Origin of the sequence: Aequorivita sp. 609 (assembly GCF_014212065.1) — a bacterium.
In the GTDB taxonomy this organism is placed as follows: Bacteria; Bacteroidota; Bacteroidia; order Flavobacteriales; family Flavobacteriaceae; genus Aequorivita; species Aequorivita sinensis.
Genome location: NZ_JACJVM010000017.1, coordinates 71,132 through 92,220 on the forward strand (window position 1 = coordinate 71,132; position 21,089 = coordinate 92,220).

Here is a 21,089-nt window from a genome sequence, read left to right on the forward strand (position 1 = left end):
ACTCAAGCTGTCTGAAACTTTAAAGCAAAAGGATTCATTTCAAGACTGTAATACTGAAGAATCTTCATTTTATTTAGCCTCCGAAATAAGGCAATTAAACTTTCAATTAAAAATTGATTTTATAATTTAATTTTCTTCAACAACTAGGGCTATTTTTTTTCCATTCGGACTAATTGCTATTCTAGTTATATTTTTTATTCCGTAGTCTTCAAGTGATGCTACACGATTCCATTCGGGTTCACCCAGAGTGTCGTACATATATAGTTTATTACCGCTACCAACAAGTATTTGGGTGTCGTTGATCCATACGTAATCTTGAATGCCAATAGGCAGTTCACTAACAAAATAACTTCCTAAAATATTCATTTCTAACATATAAATATCAAGGTTACCTTCATCGTTTATCAATGAATAGCTCATATAGTCCGATTTCGGAATTCTTTGAAGCGTTCTTCCTGCGTTTCGAAATAAAGTATCAACAGCTTTAGTGGTTAAGTTAATCATCACTAAATCCAATTTGTCATCCGCCAAAACAGTGGCAAGAATTAATTCGTCATTGTAAAATGCGAAATAAGCTACTTCTAAATCTTCTATAATTTCTGAAGATTTTCCCGTTTCTGAATCATATCTATAAAGTCGTTGTTTTCCGTCTTTATCCAATCTTACAGCTGCAATATCATTGCTAGAAGGAAATTTTTGTGGTGAATATTCGCCGCCCTCGGTTTCTTGATTAACCCAAGTTTTAATTTTTGAATTTAAATTGTATTCTGAAATATCTGTTTGTCCATTGTTATTTCCAGCAAAGACTAAGGTTTCATTTGAAATAAAAGAAGGCTGATTGTCGTACCCTTCATTATTTGAAACATTACGAGCGTTTAGCAGTTCCATACCCGAATAAGAAGGTGAAATATCGAATATATATACTTCAGTGTTTTGTTGGGCGAAACTTAATTGAAGGATAAATAAAGTGAGGAGGAAAAGAATCTTTTTCATAGTAAATCATTTTTCTTCAAAAATAGCAAACTCTACGCCATATTCTAGAAGAAGTAATATTTTACAAAATTTATGGCTCGTTTTTTCTTTTCGACATAATAAGCTTGAAAACTGTTTAAATATGTACTTTTGCAATCTGAAAATAATAAATAGGATTTTAGATAATTCTCACTTGTTTAAATGCCATTATTTTAAATAATTTCTAAATGAAAAAAGTATATTTCGATAGCGCCGCAACTACTCAGCTTAGAGATGAAGTGATTGACTGTATTAATGAAGTTTTAAAAACCGAATACGGAAATCCCTCATCAACTCATTCATACGGTAGATCTTCAAAGTCGTTGTTAGAAAATGCTAGAAAAGAAACTGCTAAGCTGTTGAATGTTTCAGCAAGCGAAATTATTTTTACTTCTGGTGGTACTGAAGCTGATAATTTAATATTAAACGGTGCTGTTCGTGATCTTGGCGTTAAGCGTGTAATTTCTAGTAGAATTGAACATCACGCTGTTTTACACACTTTAGAGTGGCTTCAAGAAAAGTACGAGATTAAATTAGAATTCGTGAACTTGGATCATTGCGGACATGTAGATTACGAGCATTTAGAAAAATTATTATCAGATACATCCGAAAAAACCTTAGTGAGCTTAATGCACGTTAATAATGAGGTTGGTAATCTTCTTGATTTAAAAAAGACGGCTGAGCTTTGTAAAAAATACGATACACTTTTCCACAGTGATACAGTACAATCTGTAGGGCATTTTGAACTTGATTTTAAAGAAATTCCAGTTGATTTTGCGGCTGCTGCTGCCCATAAATTTCACGGACCCAAAGGAGCTGGTTTTGCTTATGTAAGAAAAAACTCAGGGTTAAAACCATTAATTCACGGTGGTTCTCAGGAAAGAGGACTCAGAGCTGGTACGGAAGCTGTATATGCAATTGCAGGAATGGCTGAAGCCTTAAAATTATCTTATCACAAATTAGAAAAGGAACGCAAATATATTAGCGAACTAAAGCAATACTTTAAAACACAACTTTCAGAAAATATTCAGGGAGTAAAGTTTAACGGAGATTGCGATAATGACGAGCGCAGTACATATACCTTGTTAAATGTATGTCTTCCTATTACTTCTGAAAAAGCGATGTTGCTTTTGTTTCAATTAGATTTAAAAGGAATTGCTTGCTCTAAAGGAAGCGCTTGCCAAAGTGGTAGCGAGGGCGGATCACACGTGCTAAGCGCCATTCTTTCCGACGACGACCTTGCAAAACCATCAATTCGTTTTTCATTTTCTTCTTTCAATAAAAAAGAAGAAGTGGATTATGTAGTTGAAGTTTTAAAAGAATTTATTGAAGAATAAATTCAGATTTCAAATCCCAAATCCCAAATCCCGACCCACGAGCGGAGTCGAAGGATAGCTATGTTTTCAAAACACAAAATCCCTTTCCATTTGTCAGTCTAAGCCTGTCGAAGACAATGGTTGGAAATTCCAAAATCCAAATTCCAAATCCCGGATCCCGAGCGGAGCCGAAGGGAAATAATGTTTTTTAAATTTCACTTCCAACTTCCAACTTCCAACTTCCAACTTCCAACTTCCAATTTCCAATATCGTCCATCTATAGCGCCTCCTTCATAATCTCTTCAACTATTTCAGGATTTAGTAGGGTAGAAATATCTCCAAGGTTTGAAGTGTCTTTTTCAGCTATCTTTCTCAATATACGACGCATGATTTTCCCGCTTCTAGTTTTAGGTAAGCCGGAAACAAATTGAATCTTATCCAATTTTGCAATGGGTCCAATGTGTTCTGTGATAATCTGATTTATCTCTTTGCGCAAATTGTCATGCATACGGCTCTCTCCAGTTTCCTTCAGTATCACATAACCGTATAGTGCATTTCCTTTGATGCTATGAGGAAAGCCTACAATTGCACTCTCAGATACTGCTGGGTGCTCGTTTATCGAATCTTCAATAGGAGCAGTTCCTAGATTATGACCAGATACAATTATTACATCGTCAACACGGCCTGTTATTCTGTAATAACCTGTACTATCACGAAGTGCACCATCTCCAGAGAAGTACATGTCTTTATAAGCCGAAAAATAGGTGTCGCGATATCGCTCGTGATTATTCCATATCGTTCTTGCCATGGCAGGCCAAGGGAACTTTATGCATAATTTTCCACTAACAGAATTTCCTTTAAGCTCCTCTCCATTTTCACCCATTAATGCAGGTTGAATCCCCGGTAGCGGCAAGGTTGCATACGTAGGAATGGTAGGAGTGGAGTAGGGAATTGGAGAAATCATAATTCCACCAGTTTCGGTTTGCCACCATGTGTCTACTATTGGGCAGTTTTTCTTCCCAATATTATCGTTGTACCAATGCCAAGCTTCTTCATTAATTGGTTCACCAACACTACCTAAAATCTTAAGTGATGAAAGATCGTATTTTTCTGAAAAATCTGTTTTTTCTTTTGCTAAGGCACGAATTGCCGTTGGTGCGGTGTAAAACTGAGTTACTTTGTGTTTTTCTACAACATTCCAAAAACGTCCAAAATCTGGATAGGAGGGTACACCTTCAAACATTAAGGTTGTGGCTCCGTTTGCTAAGGGGCCATAAACTATATAACTATGGCCGGTTATCCATCCAATATCTGCAGTGCACCAAAAAACATCGTTCTCTCGGTATTGGAACACGTTTTTAAAACTATGGGCGGTATAAACCATATATCCAGCAATAGTGTGAACCATTCCTTTTGGTTTTCCTGTACTTCCAGATGTGTACAAAATAAATAATGGATCTTCCGCATCCATAATTACAGGTACGCATTCATTCATTGCAGCGTCTAATAAAGGTTGTAACCACTTATCGCGATTTTCCTTCATCGGGATATCAGAATTTGTTCGTTTTGCTACTAAAACAGTTTTTACACCTGGACAACTTTCTAAAGCATCATCAACAATTCCTTTTAAATCTATTGTTTTATTTCCACGGAAAGAGCCATCACTGGTTATAACCATCTTACAATCGGAATCGTTAATTCTGCTAGATAAAGCAGAGGCAGAAAATCCTGCAAAAACCACAGAGTGTATCGCTCCAATTCGCGCGCATGCCAATAAGGAAATTGCCAAATCAGGTATCATTGGTAGGTATATACAAACGCGATCTCCTTTTTGAATCCCGTGGTTTTGCAAAACATTGGCAAACCTACAAACCCTATCGTGAAGTTGGCGATAGCTTATGTGCTCTGCCATTTCATCGGGATTGTTTGGTTCAAAAATGATAGCTGTTTTATTGGCGTGTGTATATAAATGCCTGTCAATACAGTTTTCAGTAATATTTAGTTTTGCCCCTTTATACCAAGAGAATTCTGATTTTGAAAGGTCGTATTCTAGTACTTTATCCCATCGCTTACGCCACAAAAAGTTTTCTTCGGCTATTTCCTCCCAAAAGCTTTCTGGGTCACGAACAGATTTTCTGTAAACTTGAAAATATTCTTCTAAATTCTTTATGTGGTAATTACTCATTGCAAAACGGTTTTTATGGGAAGTGAATTTTCTAAAATTAAGACAGATTTTAATAAGCCTTAATAGACTATAGCCTTTCAAATATATTTACATTTTCAGAATATTTAAATTAGAAATCAAAAAAATATGGAAATAACTATTTACAAAAACTAAAAATCCCGCTAGCAAATTTTTGTAGCGGGATTTTCAAATTATGAATAAAATCGAAATTAATGAGGAAGTTTGTTTTTTACTAATCCATAAAGAAAGGTTCCTAATAGTGCTCCGAGGATAACTATTAAAATAGGAAAATATCCTGCTCCGGCTAAAACGTACATTGGTCCTGGACAAGCGCCAGACAGTGCCCATCCTAAACCGAAAATTATACCACCAATCATATAACGGCTAAAGCCTTTATCTTTTGGCTGTAATCTCATTTCACCTCCATCTATGGGTTTTATGTTCTTTCTTTTAATTAGCTGAACACCAATTATTCCAATGGCTAAAGCAGAGCCCATAATTCCATACATATGAAAACTACCAAACTGGAACATTTCATAGATTCGAAACCAAGATGCAGCTTCAGATTTAAACATTATAATTCCGAAGAATATACCTACTATTAAATATGTGATGTATCTCATTTTCTAAAATATTAAAGGGTAAATAAGGTGAATCATAACTAGGCCACCAATAAAAAAACCAATTACTGCAATCAATGAAGGAAGTTGTAAATTACTCAGTCCCGAAATTGCATGACCAGAAGTACAGCCGCCTGCATATCTAGCACCAAAGCCTACTAGTAAACCACCTATTAGTAAAATCAAAATGTTTTTTGGCTGAGATATATTCTCCATACTGAAAATTTCAGTTGGTAAATACGCTTCGTTTGCGGAAGTGATGTTGTAGTCATCAGCTAACTGTTGTGCGACTTCAGGATTTATAGTAACAATATTATCGCTCATAAAATTAGAAGCTATAAAACCCCCAATTATGGCGCCTAATACAACCATTAAATTCCAACGTTGCGTCCTCCAATCGAATTTAAAAAAGTCTGCTGCTTTGCCAGCTCCTAAGGCTGAGCAGGCTGTACGTAGGTTTGATGACATTCCAAATTGCTTTCCTAAGTACAAAAGCACAAACATTACAAGCGCAATTAAAGGTCCGCCTATATACCAAGGCCAAGGATCATAAAACAAATTCATAGTTAATTATTTTTGTGCAAATTTAAGTATGATTAACCAAACAGACTGTAACCTAGATTACATTCCAACGGGTAATTAAAAAGAAAAGAGAAAAAATTAATTTTTATTTGAGGTTAACTAGCTAAAGAAGAGTAGTGTATAGCCTTTTTAAAAATTGAATAATATGAAATAAAAAATTAATAATTTAGAGTTATTGGAGTGTTTGAGAGTAAATTGGAAGGTATAAATAGCAAAAGGTGGTGTTGTGTATTAAAACAGAACACCACCTTTTTTAATAGATCTAAATATAACTATCCTTATTATTTTCTAGCAGGAGAAATCATAATATGTGAACGATGAGTGCCAGCATCCATTAACCAGGGCATTCCTGGAGCTTGTGGTTTAGTTGGTAAGCCAGTGCTTTCACCCGTCATATAAGGTTTGTAAAGTACATATCGAATTCTGCTATTTTCAACTTCACCAGTTTCAATATTAAGGTCTTTTTCTTCAGCAGCCAAAACATAAACCATTGAAGGTTCTTCGGGCATTTTTAGCCTTCCAGCTTCAATTTCTTTTTTTCGAACTTCTTGCTTTTCAGGATTAGATTTTCCTTCAGCCTCTAATTCTCTTCCTCTTGCCATAAATGGTTCTAATTCGGCGCCATAGCAGGCTACGCTTATTCCTTCTTTGTTTGGATCGTCTGCTAAACAAATTAATGTATTTGTGCCTTCACGAAGTGTCACTAGTTTTCCATCGGCGTTATACCCAAGTACTGTAGCCGCATCGCGATACATTTCAGGTGCCGCTAGAAGAGCAGTTTTTATCTGAATGTCGGCTGGTAGAATTTTAGATTGGGAAAATGCTGAAAAAGCAAAAGTTAATGCAATAACAACGAGTAATTTTTTCATAATCAAACTTTTTAAAATTAAAGTTTAAGATACGAAAAATATGGAACTTGTATTTATAAATAATTCCATTGATTAAGTCCCCTTCTTTAGACCTACAAGGAGGTTTTCATTTGCTTACACAAATCAAAACAACACCTTGCAGGTCATCCTCCAGCATAGCCTAGGGTAAACTCAGCTGAGGGACATCTTCAAATTCGTTTTCGATTTCATCTTCACCTTCAATTTCAACCCCTTCCGACAGCTGGATTACGAATTTATCTCCTAATTCACCTATTTCCCAGCTGCCACCTTCCCCTTGATGCCACTAGTACAATTATTTAAAATATTTCGAAGGGGAAGGAGCTCGTAATTGTATTAAATCAGGTAATGTACTTTCTTTTTCAACTTCAACTTCAACTTCATCTTCATCTTCATCTTCTCCCGACAACTATCGGATTCAATCTCGATATCGTTTTCTTTAGACCTACAAGGAGATTTTCATTTGCTTACACAAATCAAAACAACACCTTGCAGGTCATCCTCCAGCATAGCCTAGGATAAACTCAGCCGAGGGACATCTTCAACTTCGTTTTCGATTTCATCTTCACCTTCAATTTCAACCCCTTCCGACAGCTGGATTACGAATTTATCTCCTAATTCACCTATTTCCCAGCTGCCACCTTCCCCTTAAAGCCACTAGTACAATTATTTAAAATATTTCGAAGGGGAAGGAGCTCGTAATTGTATTAAATCAGGTAACGTACTTTCTTTTTCAACTTCAACTTCAACTTCAACTTCATCTTTATCTTCATCTTCCCCCAATTACTATCGGGATTAATCTCGATTTCGATTTGATTTTTCGATTTCGTTTTCGAATTCGTTAGACCTACAAGGAGATTTTCATTTGCTTACACAAATTAAAACAACACCTTGCAGGTCATCCTCCAGCATAGCCTAGGATAAACTCAGCCGAGGGACATCTTCAACTTCGTTTTCAATCTCGATTTGGATTTCGTTTTCGATTTCTTTTTCATCTTCATCTTCACCTATTTTCCAACCGCCACCTTCCCCTTGATGCCACTAGTACAATTATTTAAAATATTTCGAAGGGGAAGGAGCTCGTAATTGTATTAAATCAGGTAATGTCCTTCCTTTTTCATCTTCAACTTCATCTTCACCTTGCTCCCGATAACTATCGGGTTCGTTTTCGATTTCAATCTCGATTTCGTTTTCGTTAGACCTACAAGGAGGTTTTCATTTGCTTACACAAATCAAAACAACACCTTGCAGGTCATACTCCAGCTTAGTCCAGGATAAACTCAGCCGAGGGACATCTTCAAATTCGTTTTCAATCTCGATTTGGATTTCGTTTTCGATTTCTTTTTCATCTTCATCTTCACCTATTTTCCAACCGCCACCTTCCCCTTGATGCCACTAGTACAATTATTTAAAATATTTCGAAGGGGAAGGAGCTCGTAATTGTATTAAATCAGGTAATGTCCTTTCTTTTTCAACTTCAACCTCAACTTCGGTTTCGATTTCGTTTTCGTTTTCAATTTCGATTTCTTCAGTGCCCATGCCCACCGCCACCTTCTTCCTGTAGCAATGCAAAACCACCTTTGGTTAAAAAACGACTATCTTTTTCAAATTCTGAAGCATTCTCAATTATTGTATAGCCTTGGTATGTAGCTCCAACCTTTACTCTTGCAGAGTGTAATTGGTATTCGTCGTTGTTTTCGTTTTCTATAAGCAATACATAATTCACTCCATCTAATTCTACTATCGCGTTTTCAGGTAAGGCCAAATGGTTTGAGGTACCTGTTACGATTTGAGCTTCTACAAACATTCCTGCGGTGAAATTCTGCGAGTCTTTTTCATCTATATGTCCGTGGATCATTGCAATTCTTGAATTAGGATCGATAGAAGTTCCAACCAAATGCACATCGCCTTTAAATGTTTCCTTTGAGGCTTCTGGCACAGAAAACAGTATTTCCTGATCTTTTTTAAGTTGTAACAAATCCTTCTCAAAAACTTTTAATTCCAAGTGAATATGGTCGGTGTTCATAATTTCCATAATCTTATCGGCTGGAGAAACATAGGTGCCCGTATTCACAAAAACTTGAGTTACATTTCCATCTATGGGGCTATATATATTTACTTGAGAAACTATATTTCCCGCTGCCACGGAAGCCGGATTTATATTCAGCATCTGAAGGTTTTTCTTTAAACTATTACTACGCGCCAATGCTGTTTTGTATTCACTTTCAGCTTTTAAATAACTTTTCTGAGAAGTTATTTTCTCTTCAAACATCGTTTTTTGTCGCTCGTATTCCGAGTTTAGGTATGAAAGCTGCGCCACAGTTTCCATATAATTCTGCTGCATTGTTATAAACTCTGGATTTTCGATGGTAACCAAGCGTTGTCCTTTTGAAACTTTGCTTCCAACTAATAACGGTGTGTTTTTAATATAACCTCCAGCAAAAGCGCTAACTACCGCTCGACTTTGTGGTGGCACATCAATTACGCCATTGGTTTGTACTGTTTGAGCAAATGGTTTTTCGGTGAGTTGGCCAATTTCCATTTTGGCGTTTTCAAACTGTGCTTTTGAAAGATGAATATTTCCGTCTGCAATTTCTTCTGAAGTAGAATCAGTAGATTCCACTTCTTTTTCTGAATTGTTACACGATGCCAAAATGAAGGCTAATAGCAACAAAATTGATTTTATATAATGCATAATTAATTTTTTAAAGCGTTAAATAGTTGATAGCAATAACTGCTTGGTTGTATTTATTGAGGTTTTCTAGATGTTGTAATTCAATTTCGTAAGCGTTTTCAAGACTTTGGATGTATTGAAAAAAGTCTATTTCTCCATTTTTGAAACTGATATTGGCTGTCTTTAAAATTTCTTCTGAAAGTGATTTTCCTTCGGTTTCGTAATACTGAAGTGCATCTTCATATTTTGAAACTTCATTGAGCAACTGCACTTTTCGTGAATTCATGTGAATTTTATAATCTTCAGCTTGCTGCTGACTTACATCTGCGGCAATCTTTGATGCTTTTATTTTTGAAGCATTTCCGCCAAAAAGCAACGGAATTTTAAGTCCGATTTGATAGGCGTAAAGATTCTGACTCAAACCAGAATTGCTGCCTAAGGAATAGGAAAGACTGATATCTGGAAGTAAGCTTTGCTTTTCAAGACCGCTTTTAGCCTTAAAAAAGCTATTTCTACTTTCATAATAGTCTAATGCTGGATGTTGTTCAGAAGCTGCAATTGAAAGTTGAAGTTTCTCAAGGGGTTGCTCAGCAATCAGCAAACTATCTTTGGATTGAACTACAGTTTTTAGCTGCTCCATTGCAATTAATACATCTTCTTTAGTCTGATTGAAATCGGTTTCTAACTGTCGTTGTTTGGCACGAGCAGTTATCTTTTCTAGGTAATTTGTTTCCCCTAATTCAAAACGGCGTTGCGCTGCGTGCGCAAAATTTTGATACAAACTATCCAATCTCTCGTAAACACTTGCTCTATTTTTCTCATATTGATATTGATAATAGGCTGCTGCAACCATCCCTTCAGTTTTGCGTTTTTGAAGTTGGTATTGCTTGCTTTGCATTTCAAACTGACGCTTATTTACATTCTTTTCAGCGAAGTAAACTGTTGGGAAAAGAAAGTCTTGTTCCACACCAAAAACTTTAAGTGGTTCATTATTGGGCGCCATATTGTTTTCGTCAAATTCATAAAACACAGTGGTTTTATCAAAACTGAAAGCACTACCAATTAAAGCATTGGCTTCATCCATCTGAAGTGAGGAAGCTTTGAGTCCAGCATTGTTTTCCAAAGCCATTTGCTGTAAATCTTGCAATGACTTCGGATTCTGCTGAGCCAATCCTGAAAAACTTAGAAGTATTACTAGGATTGTAATTGGCAATGACTTTCCTAATTTCTTTTTAGGTTTTTTCTTTTTATCAGAATCAAAAATTGAAAATAACACAGGTAAAACTATTAAGGTTAGAATTGTAGCTGTTATCAAACCACCAATTACCACAGTAGCTAATGGTCTTTGAACTTCAGCCCCAGCATTTGTTGAAACAGCCATTGGTAAAAATCCGAGTGCTGCTGCCGAAGCGGTTAGTAATACTGCACGTAAACGGTCTTTTGTACCTTGTACTATAAGTTCGTTTTTATCTGTCATTCCTTCTTTTTTAAGTTCTTTAAAATGTTCTATTAAAACAATTCCGTTAAGTACGGCAATCCCAAAGAGGGCTATAAAACCAACACCTGCCGAGATGCTAAAAGGCATATCGCGAATCCAAAGCAACAACACGCCACCAACCGCTGCCAAAGGAATTGCAGAGTAAATCATCAAAGCTTCCTTTACTGAATTAAAAGCGAAATAAAGCATTATAAAAATCAGCAGTAATGCAATGGGAACGGCGATTAAAAGTCTGTTTTTTGCACTTTGAAGATTCTCAAACTGACCTCCGTAATCAATGGTGTAGCCAGCAGGGAGTTTAAGATTGTCGTCAATTATTTTTTGAACATCATCAACTACACTTTGTAGATCGCGACTTCTCACATTTACCCCAACTACAATGCGACGTTTTGTGTCGTCTCGGGAAATTTGCGCAGCACCTTTGGAGTATTTTATTTCAGCTAGTTCACTTAAAGGAACTTTTCCACCGGCAGGAATATCTACATAAAGGTTTTGAAGATTTGAAAGATCGCGACGATTATTTTCATCTAAACGAACCACTAAATCAAAACGTTTTTCACCTTCAAAAATGCTTCCCAAAGATTTTCCAGCGAAGCCCATTGAGATCATTTCATTTAAATCTTCAATGTTTAAACCGTATCGTGCGATTTTATTTCTATCGAATTTTACATTCATTTCGGGTAGGCCGGCAACTTTTTCTACAATAATATCGTCGGCACCTTCAACATTTTCTATTAGGCCTTTTATTTCGTTAGCCTTTTTATTTAGTATATCGAGGTCTTCTCCAAAAATCTTAATCGCAATATCTGCTCTAACTCCTGTAATAAGTTCATTAAAACGCATTTCGATTGGCTGGGTGAATTCCACTTCCATCCCAGGAATTATTGCTAAGGCTTCTTTAAATTTCTCAGCTAACTCATTTTTAGTTGAGGCGGATGTCCATTCCTTTATTGGTTTTAAGGTGATTATAACATCACTTTCTTCCATAGACATCGGGTCTGTAGGAACTTCTGCGGCACCAATACGGCTAACCACTTGATCAACTTCTGGGAAGTTATCAATGAGAATTTTTTCAATTTGAGTAGTAATATCAATGGTATTGCTAAGAGAAGTCCCCGTTTTTAATACAGGCTGAATTACAAAATCACCTTCGTCAAGCGTAGGGACAAACTCGCCACCCATAGTAGTAAAAATATAAACAGTAACTGCAAGGATTAAAATAGCAATACTTAAAACCAGTTTTTTCGCTCCTAATGCCCAACGGATTGACGGTTCGTAAAAGCGATTTAAGAAAGTCATTATCCGAACAGAAATGTTTCTTTTGGAAGCTTCCTCGGGTTTTAAAAATAGAGAAGCAGCTACAGGAACATAAGTAAAACACAAAATCATAGCTCCGATAAGCGCAAAACTAAACGTCATCGCCATTGGTCTAAACATTTTGCCTTCCACACCGCTTAATGAAAGAATAGGAATAAAAACTATAAGAATAATAAGTTGCCCAAAAATGGCAGAATTCATCATTTTTGAAGCGCTATTCCAGGTGAGGTTATCTTTTGCTAATCGCCTTTCTGATAAAGGAAGTGCATTGAGTTTTGAAGCGTTTTTACTAATTTGAAAAGCGACAAATTCAACTATAATTACTGCACCGTCAATGATAATTCCAAAGTCGATAGCGCCAAGACTCATCAAGTTTGCGTCCACACCAAATAAATACATCATCGAGAGCGTGAAAAGCAAAGACAGCGGGATAACAGAGGCTACCACTAATCCGGAACGGAAATTTCCTAATAGTAGCACCACTACAAAAATTACAATAAGTATCCCGAGAATAAGGTTTTCAGCGATTGTAAAAGTGGTTTTTCCAATCAGCACACTTCTATCCAAAAACGGATTTATATAAACCCCTTCAGGGAGAGATTCTGCTATTTCTGCTACTCTTTCTTGTACGTCATTTATTACTTGATTGGAATCGCCATCTTTCAGCATCATTATCTGTCCGAGGATTTTTTCGCCTTCTCCATTTCCGGTAATAGCACCAAAACGTGGAGCACCACCAAACTGTACTTTGGCGACATCCTTCACATAAATGGGGAAGCCATTATCGTTTTTTACTACAATATTTCCAATGTCTTCTAATGAAGTCGCCAAGCCTTCCCCGCGAATAAAATAAGCTTGATTTTCCTTTTCAATATAACCACCGCCAGAAACACTGTTGTTTTTTTCTAAGGCAGTAAATATTTCTGAAGCGGTAATATTCATCGCATTCAGCTTGTTGGTATTTATAGCAACTTCGTATTGCTTTAAATGTCCTCCCCAAGTATTTACTTCTATTACACCTGGAATTCCCGAAAGCTGTCTTCTTACAATCCAATCTTGAATGGTACGCAGTTCAGTAGTGGTATATTTATCTTCATAACCTGGCTTTACGTCTAGAATGTATTGATAAATTTCACCAAGACCAGTGGTTATCGGGCCCATTTGAGGTGTGCCAAATCCTTCGGGAATATTTTCGGATGCAGATTGAATTTTCTCTGCAATAAGTTGTCTGGGCAAGTACGTACCCATACTTTCTTCAAAAACAATAGTAACTACTGAAAGTCCAAATTTTGAAGTAGAACGAATTTCAACTACCCCAGGTAAGTTGGCCATTTCCAGCTCGACAGGGTAGGTGATAAACTGTTCCATATCCTGAGTAGAAAGGTTGCGGGAAGTGGTAATAACCTGCACTTGATTGTTGGTAATATCAGGAACTGCCCCAATAGGTAATTGTGTAAGGGAAAACACACCAAAGCCAATCAGAACAAGGGTAAATAACCCGATAATGAGTTTATGGTTGATGCTAAATTGAATGATTTTTGATAACATAACTAAATTAATCTTTGAACTTCAACAGATAAATTGCTGAAGTATGAGTAAATAGAAAATTGTTGGAATACCGATCCAAGTTTGGAGCAGTAAAAACTTGCAATTGGAAATAGATAATTTCCAAAAGGTCTATTTAGTTATGCGAATTTTGGAGGTTGGAAAATTGAAATTTTTTCCAAAGAGGAATATAAATTTTGGTAATAAAATTTATGAGATTGTGGAATGTTTATTTCCACTTTTGGTAAAGTAATATCCAATGAAACTATCACAACATCGGTTAAAACGTGTTGACAAGAAATATGCTGAAATGGCAATTCTTCGTGTTCAGGTTCTTGATGATTTTCCTTTTCAATACCGTAGTGTTTTTGAACAAATGTAAAAAAGTCGTCTCCGTAATTTTCTGAATGATATTCGGCGTGTTGTACTAGTTTTCCTATTAAAAATATATCCTGAATGCCAATGCCAACGCTTTGGAAAGCGAGGAGAAAAGAAAATGATATGGCGAATATGGCTTTCATTTAAGTATCAAAAATATATATTTTTTTCTGAACTGAATATGATATGAATCAGTTAATTAATACGATTATTAGTAACTGCTGAAATTCATATAATTAAAAATATTATTTCAAAGATTGTGATTTAAAAGGATAGATACAGTGACTTTTGTTACAAAGTAGAAAAATGAATTATTTTTTCTGATTCATCTTAGTCACAATTAGCTTAGTAACTAATAAGCCAATTGCGCCTCCTACCAGTGAAACGGCCATATTTATAGCGAAGAGTGCATAGTTAACTTCTCCTGTTTTCATAATGGAAATAGGGTCGAAGCCAAGTCTTCCGAAGATTTTAATAAAAAATATACTCCCGAATATTCCAGCGATTGTATTTCCTGTGAACCCCAATGAATATTTCTTCTTAATTACACTTAAAAGCAATGCACCAAGGATTCCAATAAAAATACTGATTATAGCAATTAATGTATCTGTCATAATGGAGTAATACTAAATCTTACTAATGTTCTCCATACCCTACATCGTCCATCTTTCCTTTAAAAACGCGATACTGAATAACCATATAAATAGCTACCAACACTGCGGCAATTACAAACCAATAAACACCAACCGATAAACCATACTCGTGTGCGGCTGCGTTATAAACGGTTAGGGAAGGGTTTACATTATTTGTAGATGGTAATAAGTTGGGGAATATAGAAGATACAGTTGTAGCTAATCCGCCAAATAAAAATAAGGTTGAAAATAAAAATCCGAACCCATCCTTTTTAAAGCTTTTGACTTTAAATAAGCCGAAAATTCCAGTAAATGTGATGATCGGGAAGATCCAAAGCCAAGGGTATTTTACAAAATTATGAAATGGTTTAGGGTCGATTATATGCCAAGAAAATAGCGATATAATAACTAAGATTAACAAAACAATATTCAAGTTAAAAACTACTTGCTTAAGCTTTTGGTTTAAGTCAGAATTGGTTTTAAAAATTATCCAATTTGCCCCGTGAATAGCTAAGGCTACAACACCAATTACCCCCAGTAACAACGTAAACCAATCAATTATACCTAAGTGTTCTGCGTGCGGACTAAAAGTTGAATTCCAAAGTGGTAAAAAGAAAAAATGAGGTTCGTGCGCAGACACTCCGTCGGTAACCATCCCCAAATTTACTCCTCTTACTATGTTTCCTAAGGCTATCCCAAAAAACAAGGCTAGGAGTAGACTTGCTATTCCAAAGGCTTTATCCCAAATTGCTTCCCATATTTTGTTGTGGATTTGCCCTCTAAGTTCTAAACCAATAGCTCGAAAAATAAGTAACCACAATATCATTATCAATGGCAAATAAAATCCGCTAAACGAAGATGCGTACAAGGTTGGAAAAGCAAAAAATAAAACACCACCTACAGCTATAAGCCACACCTCATTAGCATCCCAAAATGGGCCAATAGCATTTCTAATAGCCTTTTTGTCTTTTTCTTTTTTCGCATAAAATAGATGAATAATACCAGCACCAAAATCATAACCATCTAAAATCACATAAATGGTAAACATAGCCATTAAAACGATATACCAGAATAATTCCATAGTTAGTTGAGTTTAGTGGTTTCAGGACCTTTATAGATAATTTTTCCAGCGAGCATTAAAAACAATAGCCCTAGCAGTAAATAAAGTCCGATAAATCCAAGTAAAGTAAATAATGTATTTCCTGATGACACAGTTGGGGAAATTCCATCGACGGTTCTTAATAGGTTGTAAACCAACCACGGCTGCCTTCCCAATTCGGCGGTGTACCAACCTGCAGTATTTGCGATATATGGAAAAGGAATCATAAACATCAATGACCAGAGAATCCATTTAGTTTTATAAAGTTTCTTTCTGAATAACTGAACGGCTGCTAAAAGTAATAATCCTATAAAAATAGTTCCCAAACCAACCATTATGTGGTACGAATAGTACAGGCCAGGGATGTTTGTGGGATAAACACTTTCGTCGAATTCATTAAGACCTTTAATCTCTGCATCCCATTTTTGGTAGGTTAAAAAGCTCAATATATTCGGAACTGCAATCTTGTTGTCTAGTTTTTTGTTTTCCACATCGGGTTGACCGATTAAGATAATTTCAGAACCACCTTCTTCAGTTTCGAAAATACCTTCCATGGCTGCAAAAGTTACTGGCTGATATTTTACAACGTTTTTTGCTGCCCAATCTCCTGTAGGAAAAGCGACTAATAGGCTAGAAACCAAACCAAAAATAACTCCAGTCTTCACAAAGAGCTTTCCAAATTCACTGTGTTTATTGTTTAGGATATAAAATGCACCAACTCCTGCAACTACAAAAGAAGAGGTGATTAAAGATCCCATTTGATTGTGTAAGAATGAGGGTAGCAGCCAAGGATTGGAAAACAATGCACCAAAGTTATTGAGAACAAATTTTCCGTTTTCTAATATTTCATAACCCACTGGGTGTTGCATCCACGAATGGGTTGCAATAATTAAATATCCACTAGCCCAAGAACCAAGGAAAACCAAGAAGCCAGTTAAAAAATGAAGTTTTTGTCCAAGTAGTTTTTCTCCAAATAGAAACAATCCTAAAAATGAAGATTCAAGGAAAAACGAAAACATCCCTTCCATAGCAAGGGTTTGCCCAATAATTCCTCCCGTAAGCTCAGAAAATTTAGCCCAATTTGTTCCAAATTGAAATTCCATTGGGATTCCTGTTACCACTCCCATTGCAAAATTAAGAGCGAATATCTTCATCCAAAACTTTGCAGCATCGTTGTATTTATCAATTTGAGTTCTTAAGAATTTCCATTTAAAATAGACTATCATCAGGGATAGTCCCATAGTTAATTGCGGAAATAAATAGTGGAAAGTGATAGTAAATGCAAACTGCATCCTATCGTAAAAAATCATGTCTTCCATAACTGATTGAGAGTTGGTCACTCAAATTTATGAAATCGAAATCAATGATTTAGTAATAATTACTATTAAAATAAAGAAAGGACGTTTTTAAAACGTCCTTTCTAAATAATTAATCGATTAACCTTAATTCTTAAAGTCGTTTACATCGTCGCTGAGGTCAAAAACATTTTTTGCGTTTAATTCTTTTTCAAGAATACTTGAGCCAGCTGCACTTCGGTAACCTCCTGCACAGTGAACCACTATCGGTTTATCTGTAGGTATTTCACCTACTTTTTCGCGTAATTGGTGTAGCGGAATGGTAATAGCATCGTCGAAAAACTTCCCTTCCAAAAATTCACTTTCATTACGAATATCAACTATAGTATAGTCTTTCAGATTTTGCTTGAATTCATCTACATTTAATCTATCAGATTTTTCTAAAGCTTTTTCCGCAAGTGTACTTATAGAAACTAAATTCGCTTCATATCCAATTTTAGCAGTACGCTGAAGGATTTTTTCAACATTGTCTATAGAATCAACTACTATTTGAAATTTCTCATCTGGGCGAACAATAGATCCTAACCAAGTTTCAAATTTGGAAGTATCAGAAGTAGCCATAATGTTTATACTTCCAGCAATATGATTCTTCTTAAAATCCTTTTCATCTCTAATGTCAACGATTAATAAATCGTTATCTAATTCAGTAACATTTAATTTAAGATCGATTTCACCTAGAGAAGTTCTGAGGTTTTTTGCACCGTTTTTATTTACATCAACATTATACCCAAAATAGTGTGGGATAAAAGGTTGAGAGTCTAATAAGTGATTTACAAACTGCTCTTCTGTTTGTTTTTTGAAGGCCCAGTTGCCCATACGCTCATTTCCTAAAGTACTAGAAGTTGCGTCTGCACTCATTCCTTTTCCACATAAAGAACCTGCCCCGTGAGCTGGGTATACATATGCGTTATCCGGTAGATGAGTGAATTTATTCTGAATAGTGTCAAACATCATTTTCGCCAATTCTTCACGCTTAACTTTTACGTGACCTGCGTTTTCACGTAAATCTGGACGACCTACATCTCCTACAAAAAGTGTGTCACCTGTAAACATTGCTGTTTTGTCGCCTTCCGTAGCTACAAACGTTACACTATCTGGGGAATGTCCTGGAGTATTTATAGCTTTAAAATTAGCATTTCCAATTTTAACTTCATCACCATCGTCAAAAGCTTGATGTGGGTAATCGGCCCCAGTCTTTTGGCTGCAATATAAGGTTGCTCCAGTTTCTTTATGAATCTGAAGATGCGAACTCACAAAATCGGCGTGAGGGTGCGTTTCAAAAACGGCAACTATTTCAGCGTTGTTCTCTTCGGCATATTTATAATACTGTTGCGGATTTCTTTCTGGATCCACTAAGGCCATTTTTCCATCGCTTATAATAGCATACGAAAAATGTGAAAGTGGCTCGTATTCAAATTGTTTTATTTTCATAATTAGTTTTTTTAAGAGCAGAGAATAGAGAGAAAAGATGTGTCTTTTCTACTTAATTCTTTGACTTTGTGGTTTTCTTTAGTCTTGTTTGCTTTTATTCAGTTTTGTTTAATTCTTAAAAATCTAGAGTAATACTGCAGAATGAATTTTTCAATTTTTTCCTTAGTTAATATCTATTTCCTTATAATTATTAAAGGTAAGATAATAAATAATAAAGTACAGTAACTCAGGTTACAAAGGGTGAGAAAATTGATTTTTATAGGTTTGAAAAAAGTAATTTCGGAGTTTTTAAAGAAAAGAATCCAGTAATTAATTTTTCATCTAAAATCTAACTAGACATTTTCCCAGTCGCGCAACTTACAAACGATTTCGCTTTTGAAGTAAGTGAGTTAGCGTCGTCTACTGATGGGTAGCCTAAGCTTTTTAGTTTTTCTTTTACTTTCCATATTTCTTCAGTATCGGCAGATTCAAACGAAATTGTGCTTGATTCTACATCTACTTGCACTTCACTTATATTTTCAAATCTAGATAGGTTGTTTGTGATAGTATTTGCACATCCACCGCACTTTAAATTCTGTACTGTAATTGAGTTTTTCATATTTTTTTATTTTAAAGTAAACCTTTGGGATTTAATTATGTTCAAAAATATGACTGAAATTTATGTGGGGCAGTAACCTAGGTTACAAAAGGGGACTGTGCTATACTCTTAAGTTGAAAAAAAAGGTATTAAGATGAAATTAAACGAAAAAAACTTTACAGAAAACAATAAGCTTTACATCTTGCGTCCTACGTCCAACGTCCAACGTCCTACGTCCAACGTCCTACGTCCTACGTCCTCCCGTCCAACGTCCTACGTCCTCCCGTCCTAAGTCATACTTCTAACCTCTCACCTCTCACTTTACAACAAACTCCATATAGAAAATGAAGAAAGCCATGGCAAATATGAAATAACCGAAAGCTTTTTTAAGCTTCTTCCCGTCGATGAAATTGCTTAAATAACTACCGATAAAAATACCTACAAATGATATTCCGGTGAAAAGCATTAAGAAAGGCCAATCGATATTCATTGTTAGCGCATCTCCTAAAAAGAAACCGAGTAGTGATTTAAAAGCGATGATTATTAAAGAGGTTCCCACAGCAACTTTCATTTCAACTTTTGCTAAAATCACTAAGGCAGGAATAATTAAAAATCCGCCACCAGCACCAATCAAGCCTGTAATAGCACCTACTAGCAACCCTTCAAGAAGGATTAAGGGGTAGTTGTATTTTATTTCAGTATTCTTATTTACAGCAACATCTTTTTTAGGCTTTAGCATAGAGAAAGCTGCGGGAATCATTAGTAGCGCAAAAAAGCCAAACATTCCCATTCTTCTGGTGAGTTCAAAATCGCCAATGCTAAACAAAACTTCAGGTAGAACAGGAATTACAAAATACCTCACTAAAGATACACCGGCAATCGAAGGAATCCCGAATACAATAGCGGTTCGCCAATCTACAAAACCTTTAAGATGTTGTTTTACTCCGCCTACCAAAGCACTAGCTCCAACAATAAATAGCGAATAGGCTGTCGCTGCTTTTTCGTCTATCGAAAATAAATACGCCAAAACGGGAACGGCTAATATAGAACCACCACCGCCAATAATACCTAAAGAAATTCCAATTGCTAAGGCACTTATATATCCAAAAACTTCTATTAATTCCATAATTTTAAACTTACGCCAAAAGTAATCTTTTAAAACAGCCTGTGTTGTAACAAGTGTTACACATAGATTATAAGTTTAAAATTTTTAGATAATTTCTGCCCAGTTCAATTTTTCCCATTTGCTCCATTTTTTTAAGCAATCTTGAAATTACTACTCGGGAAGTATTGAGGTCGTAAGCAATTTCTTGATGGGTGTTTTTTATAATCTCGCTTTTATTTACCCTAGATTTTTCGCGTAAGTACTGTGCCAGCCTTTCATCCATTTGCTGAAAAGCAATACTATCCAAGGTAGCCAAAAGTTCATTTATTCTGTTGTGATAACTTTCAAAAACAAAATTTCGCCACGATTTGTATTTAGAAGTCCATTCTTCCATCTTTTGAACGGGAACCATTATTAGTTTGGCATCCGTTTCGGCTATGGCTCGAATTTCACTTTGTTTTTGGCCGAGGCAACACGTCATAGTCATTGAACAAGTTTCTCCTTTTTCTAAATAATAGAGTAGGAGCTCATCGCCTTCATTATTTTCTCTTAAAATTTTGATTGCTCCAGAAATTAGCAGCGGCATAGATTTTACGTAATCGCCTATATCCATCATTTTAGAACCTTCCGGGACTTCCTTAATAACCCCAACCTCCATAATTTCGTTGAGTAAATCATCTTCAAAAAGATGTCCGTAGCTTTGTTTTAGGTCTTCAATCATTCTAAAAATAAATATTCTTTCGGGTTTGAGAATTGTTGCCTAAGAAACTCAAGGTTAAAAACCATCAAGTAATTTCTATTAGCGCTTTATACTATACTTCAAAAATACATTATAAAATAAGTTTTGGGAGGAATTTTAAAAAAGGATTCTAGTAGT

General features: G+C 35.7%; 17 protein-coding genes. 1 reads left to right on the forward strand and 16 read right to left on the reverse strand.

The window, feature by feature from the left end; translation table 11 throughout:
* Positions 1-126: 126 nt before the first annotated feature.
* Entirely contained in the window at positions 127-993 is an 867-nt protein-coding gene (locus tag H4O20_RS07355; protein WP_185098783.1) for a hypothetical protein, read from the reverse strand.
* Positions 994-1,199: 206 nt separating this feature from the next.
* On the opposite strand from H4O20_RS07355, the gene H4O20_RS07360 reads away from it, so the two are divergent.
* Positions 1,200-2,348, forward strand: coding sequence for a cysteine desulfurase family protein (locus H4O20_RS07360; RefSeq protein WP_185098784.1), 1,149 nt, complete (start codon positions 1,200-1,202; stop codon positions 2,346-2,348).
* 256 nt (positions 2,349-2,604) lie between these two features.
* Here H4O20_RS07360 and acs read toward each other — a convergent pair whose 3' ends face one another.
* From acs to H4O20_RS07430, 15 genes are all read right to left on the reverse strand, one after another.
* Positions 2,605-4,512, reverse strand: a complete 1,908-nt coding sequence (gene acs, locus H4O20_RS07365; RefSeq protein WP_139855693.1) for an acetate--CoA ligase — start codon at positions 4,510-4,512, stop codon at positions 2,605-2,607.
* A gap of 209 nt (positions 4,513-4,721) precedes the next feature.
* The gene (locus H4O20_RS07370) at positions 4,722-5,135 is read right to left on the reverse strand and encodes a DUF6691 family protein (RefSeq protein ID WP_139855692.1); all 414 of its coding nucleotides are present in this window, start codon (positions 5,133-5,135) and stop codon (positions 4,722-4,724) included.
* Between the two features lie 3 nt (positions 5,136-5,138).
* The gene (locus H4O20_RS07375) at positions 5,139-5,696 is read right to left on the reverse strand and encodes a YeeE/YedE family protein (RefSeq protein ID WP_139855691.1); all 558 of its coding nucleotides are present in this window, start codon (positions 5,694-5,696) and stop codon (positions 5,139-5,141) included.
* A 299-nt stretch (positions 5,697-5,995) separates the two neighbouring features.
* Positions 5,996-6,583 (reverse strand): hypothetical protein, encoded by a 588-nt coding sequence (locus H4O20_RS07380; protein ID WP_185098785.1) that lies wholly within the window; start codon positions 6,581-6,583, stop codon positions 5,996-5,998.
* Between the two features lie 1,422 nt (positions 6,584-8,005).
* The gene (locus H4O20_RS15155; RefSeq protein WP_260402656.1) at positions 8,006-8,140 is read right to left on the reverse strand and encodes a hypothetical protein; all 135 of its coding nucleotides are present in this window, start codon (positions 8,138-8,140) and stop codon (positions 8,006-8,008) included.
* A complete protein-coding gene (locus H4O20_RS07385; protein WP_185098786.1) occupies positions 8,130-9,296 on the reverse strand; it encodes an efflux RND transporter periplasmic adaptor subunit in 1,167 nt (388 codons plus the stop codon). The genes H4O20_RS15155 and H4O20_RS07385 overlap by 11 nt, the downstream gene beginning before the upstream one ends.
* Before the next feature lie 10 nt (positions 9,297-9,306).
* Positions 9,307-13,638: a CusA/CzcA family heavy metal efflux RND transporter gene (locus H4O20_RS07390; protein ID WP_185098787.1), complete on the reverse strand. Its 4,332-nt coding sequence runs from the start codon at positions 13,636-13,638 to the stop codon at positions 9,307-9,309.
* A gap of 137 nt (positions 13,639-13,775) precedes the next feature.
* Positions 13,776-14,156: a hypothetical protein gene (locus tag H4O20_RS07395; protein WP_185098788.1), complete on the reverse strand. Its 381-nt coding sequence runs from the start codon at positions 14,154-14,156 to the stop codon at positions 13,776-13,778.
* Between the two features lie 168 nt (positions 14,157-14,324).
* Entirely contained in the window at positions 14,325-14,627 is a 303-nt protein-coding gene (locus tag H4O20_RS07400; protein ID WP_139855680.1) for a hypothetical protein, read from the reverse strand.
* A 22-nt stretch (positions 14,628-14,649) separates the two neighbouring features.
* A complete protein-coding gene (gene cydB / locus H4O20_RS07405) occupies positions 14,650-15,726 on the reverse strand; it encodes a cytochrome d ubiquinol oxidase subunit II (protein ID WP_185098789.1) in 1,077 nt (358 codons plus the stop codon).
* 2 nt (positions 15,727-15,728) lie between these two features.
* The gene (locus H4O20_RS07410) at positions 15,729-17,063 is read right to left on the reverse strand and encodes a cytochrome ubiquinol oxidase subunit I (RefSeq protein WP_139855678.1); all 1,335 of its coding nucleotides are present in this window, start codon (positions 17,061-17,063) and stop codon (positions 15,729-15,731) included.
* A gap of 123 nt (positions 17,064-17,186) precedes the next feature.
* Positions 17,187-18,530, reverse strand: a complete 1,344-nt coding sequence (locus tag H4O20_RS07415; protein WP_185098790.1) for a rhodanese-like domain-containing protein — start codon at positions 18,528-18,530, stop codon at positions 17,187-17,189.
* Positions 18,531-18,858: 328 nt separating this feature from the next.
* Positions 18,859-19,128, reverse strand: a complete 270-nt coding sequence (locus tag H4O20_RS07420; protein ID WP_139855676.1) for a heavy-metal-associated domain-containing protein — start codon at positions 19,126-19,128, stop codon at positions 18,859-18,861.
* A 295-nt stretch (positions 19,129-19,423) separates the two neighbouring features.
* Positions 19,424-20,233, reverse strand: coding sequence for a sulfite exporter TauE/SafE family protein (locus tag H4O20_RS07425; protein WP_139855675.1), 810 nt, complete (start codon positions 20,231-20,233; stop codon positions 19,424-19,426).
* 67 nt (positions 20,234-20,300) lie between these two features.
* Positions 20,301-20,933, reverse strand: coding sequence for a Crp/Fnr family transcriptional regulator (locus H4O20_RS07430; protein WP_139855674.1), 633 nt, complete (start codon positions 20,931-20,933; stop codon positions 20,301-20,303).
* Between the last annotated feature and the right edge of the window lie 156 nt (positions 20,934-21,089).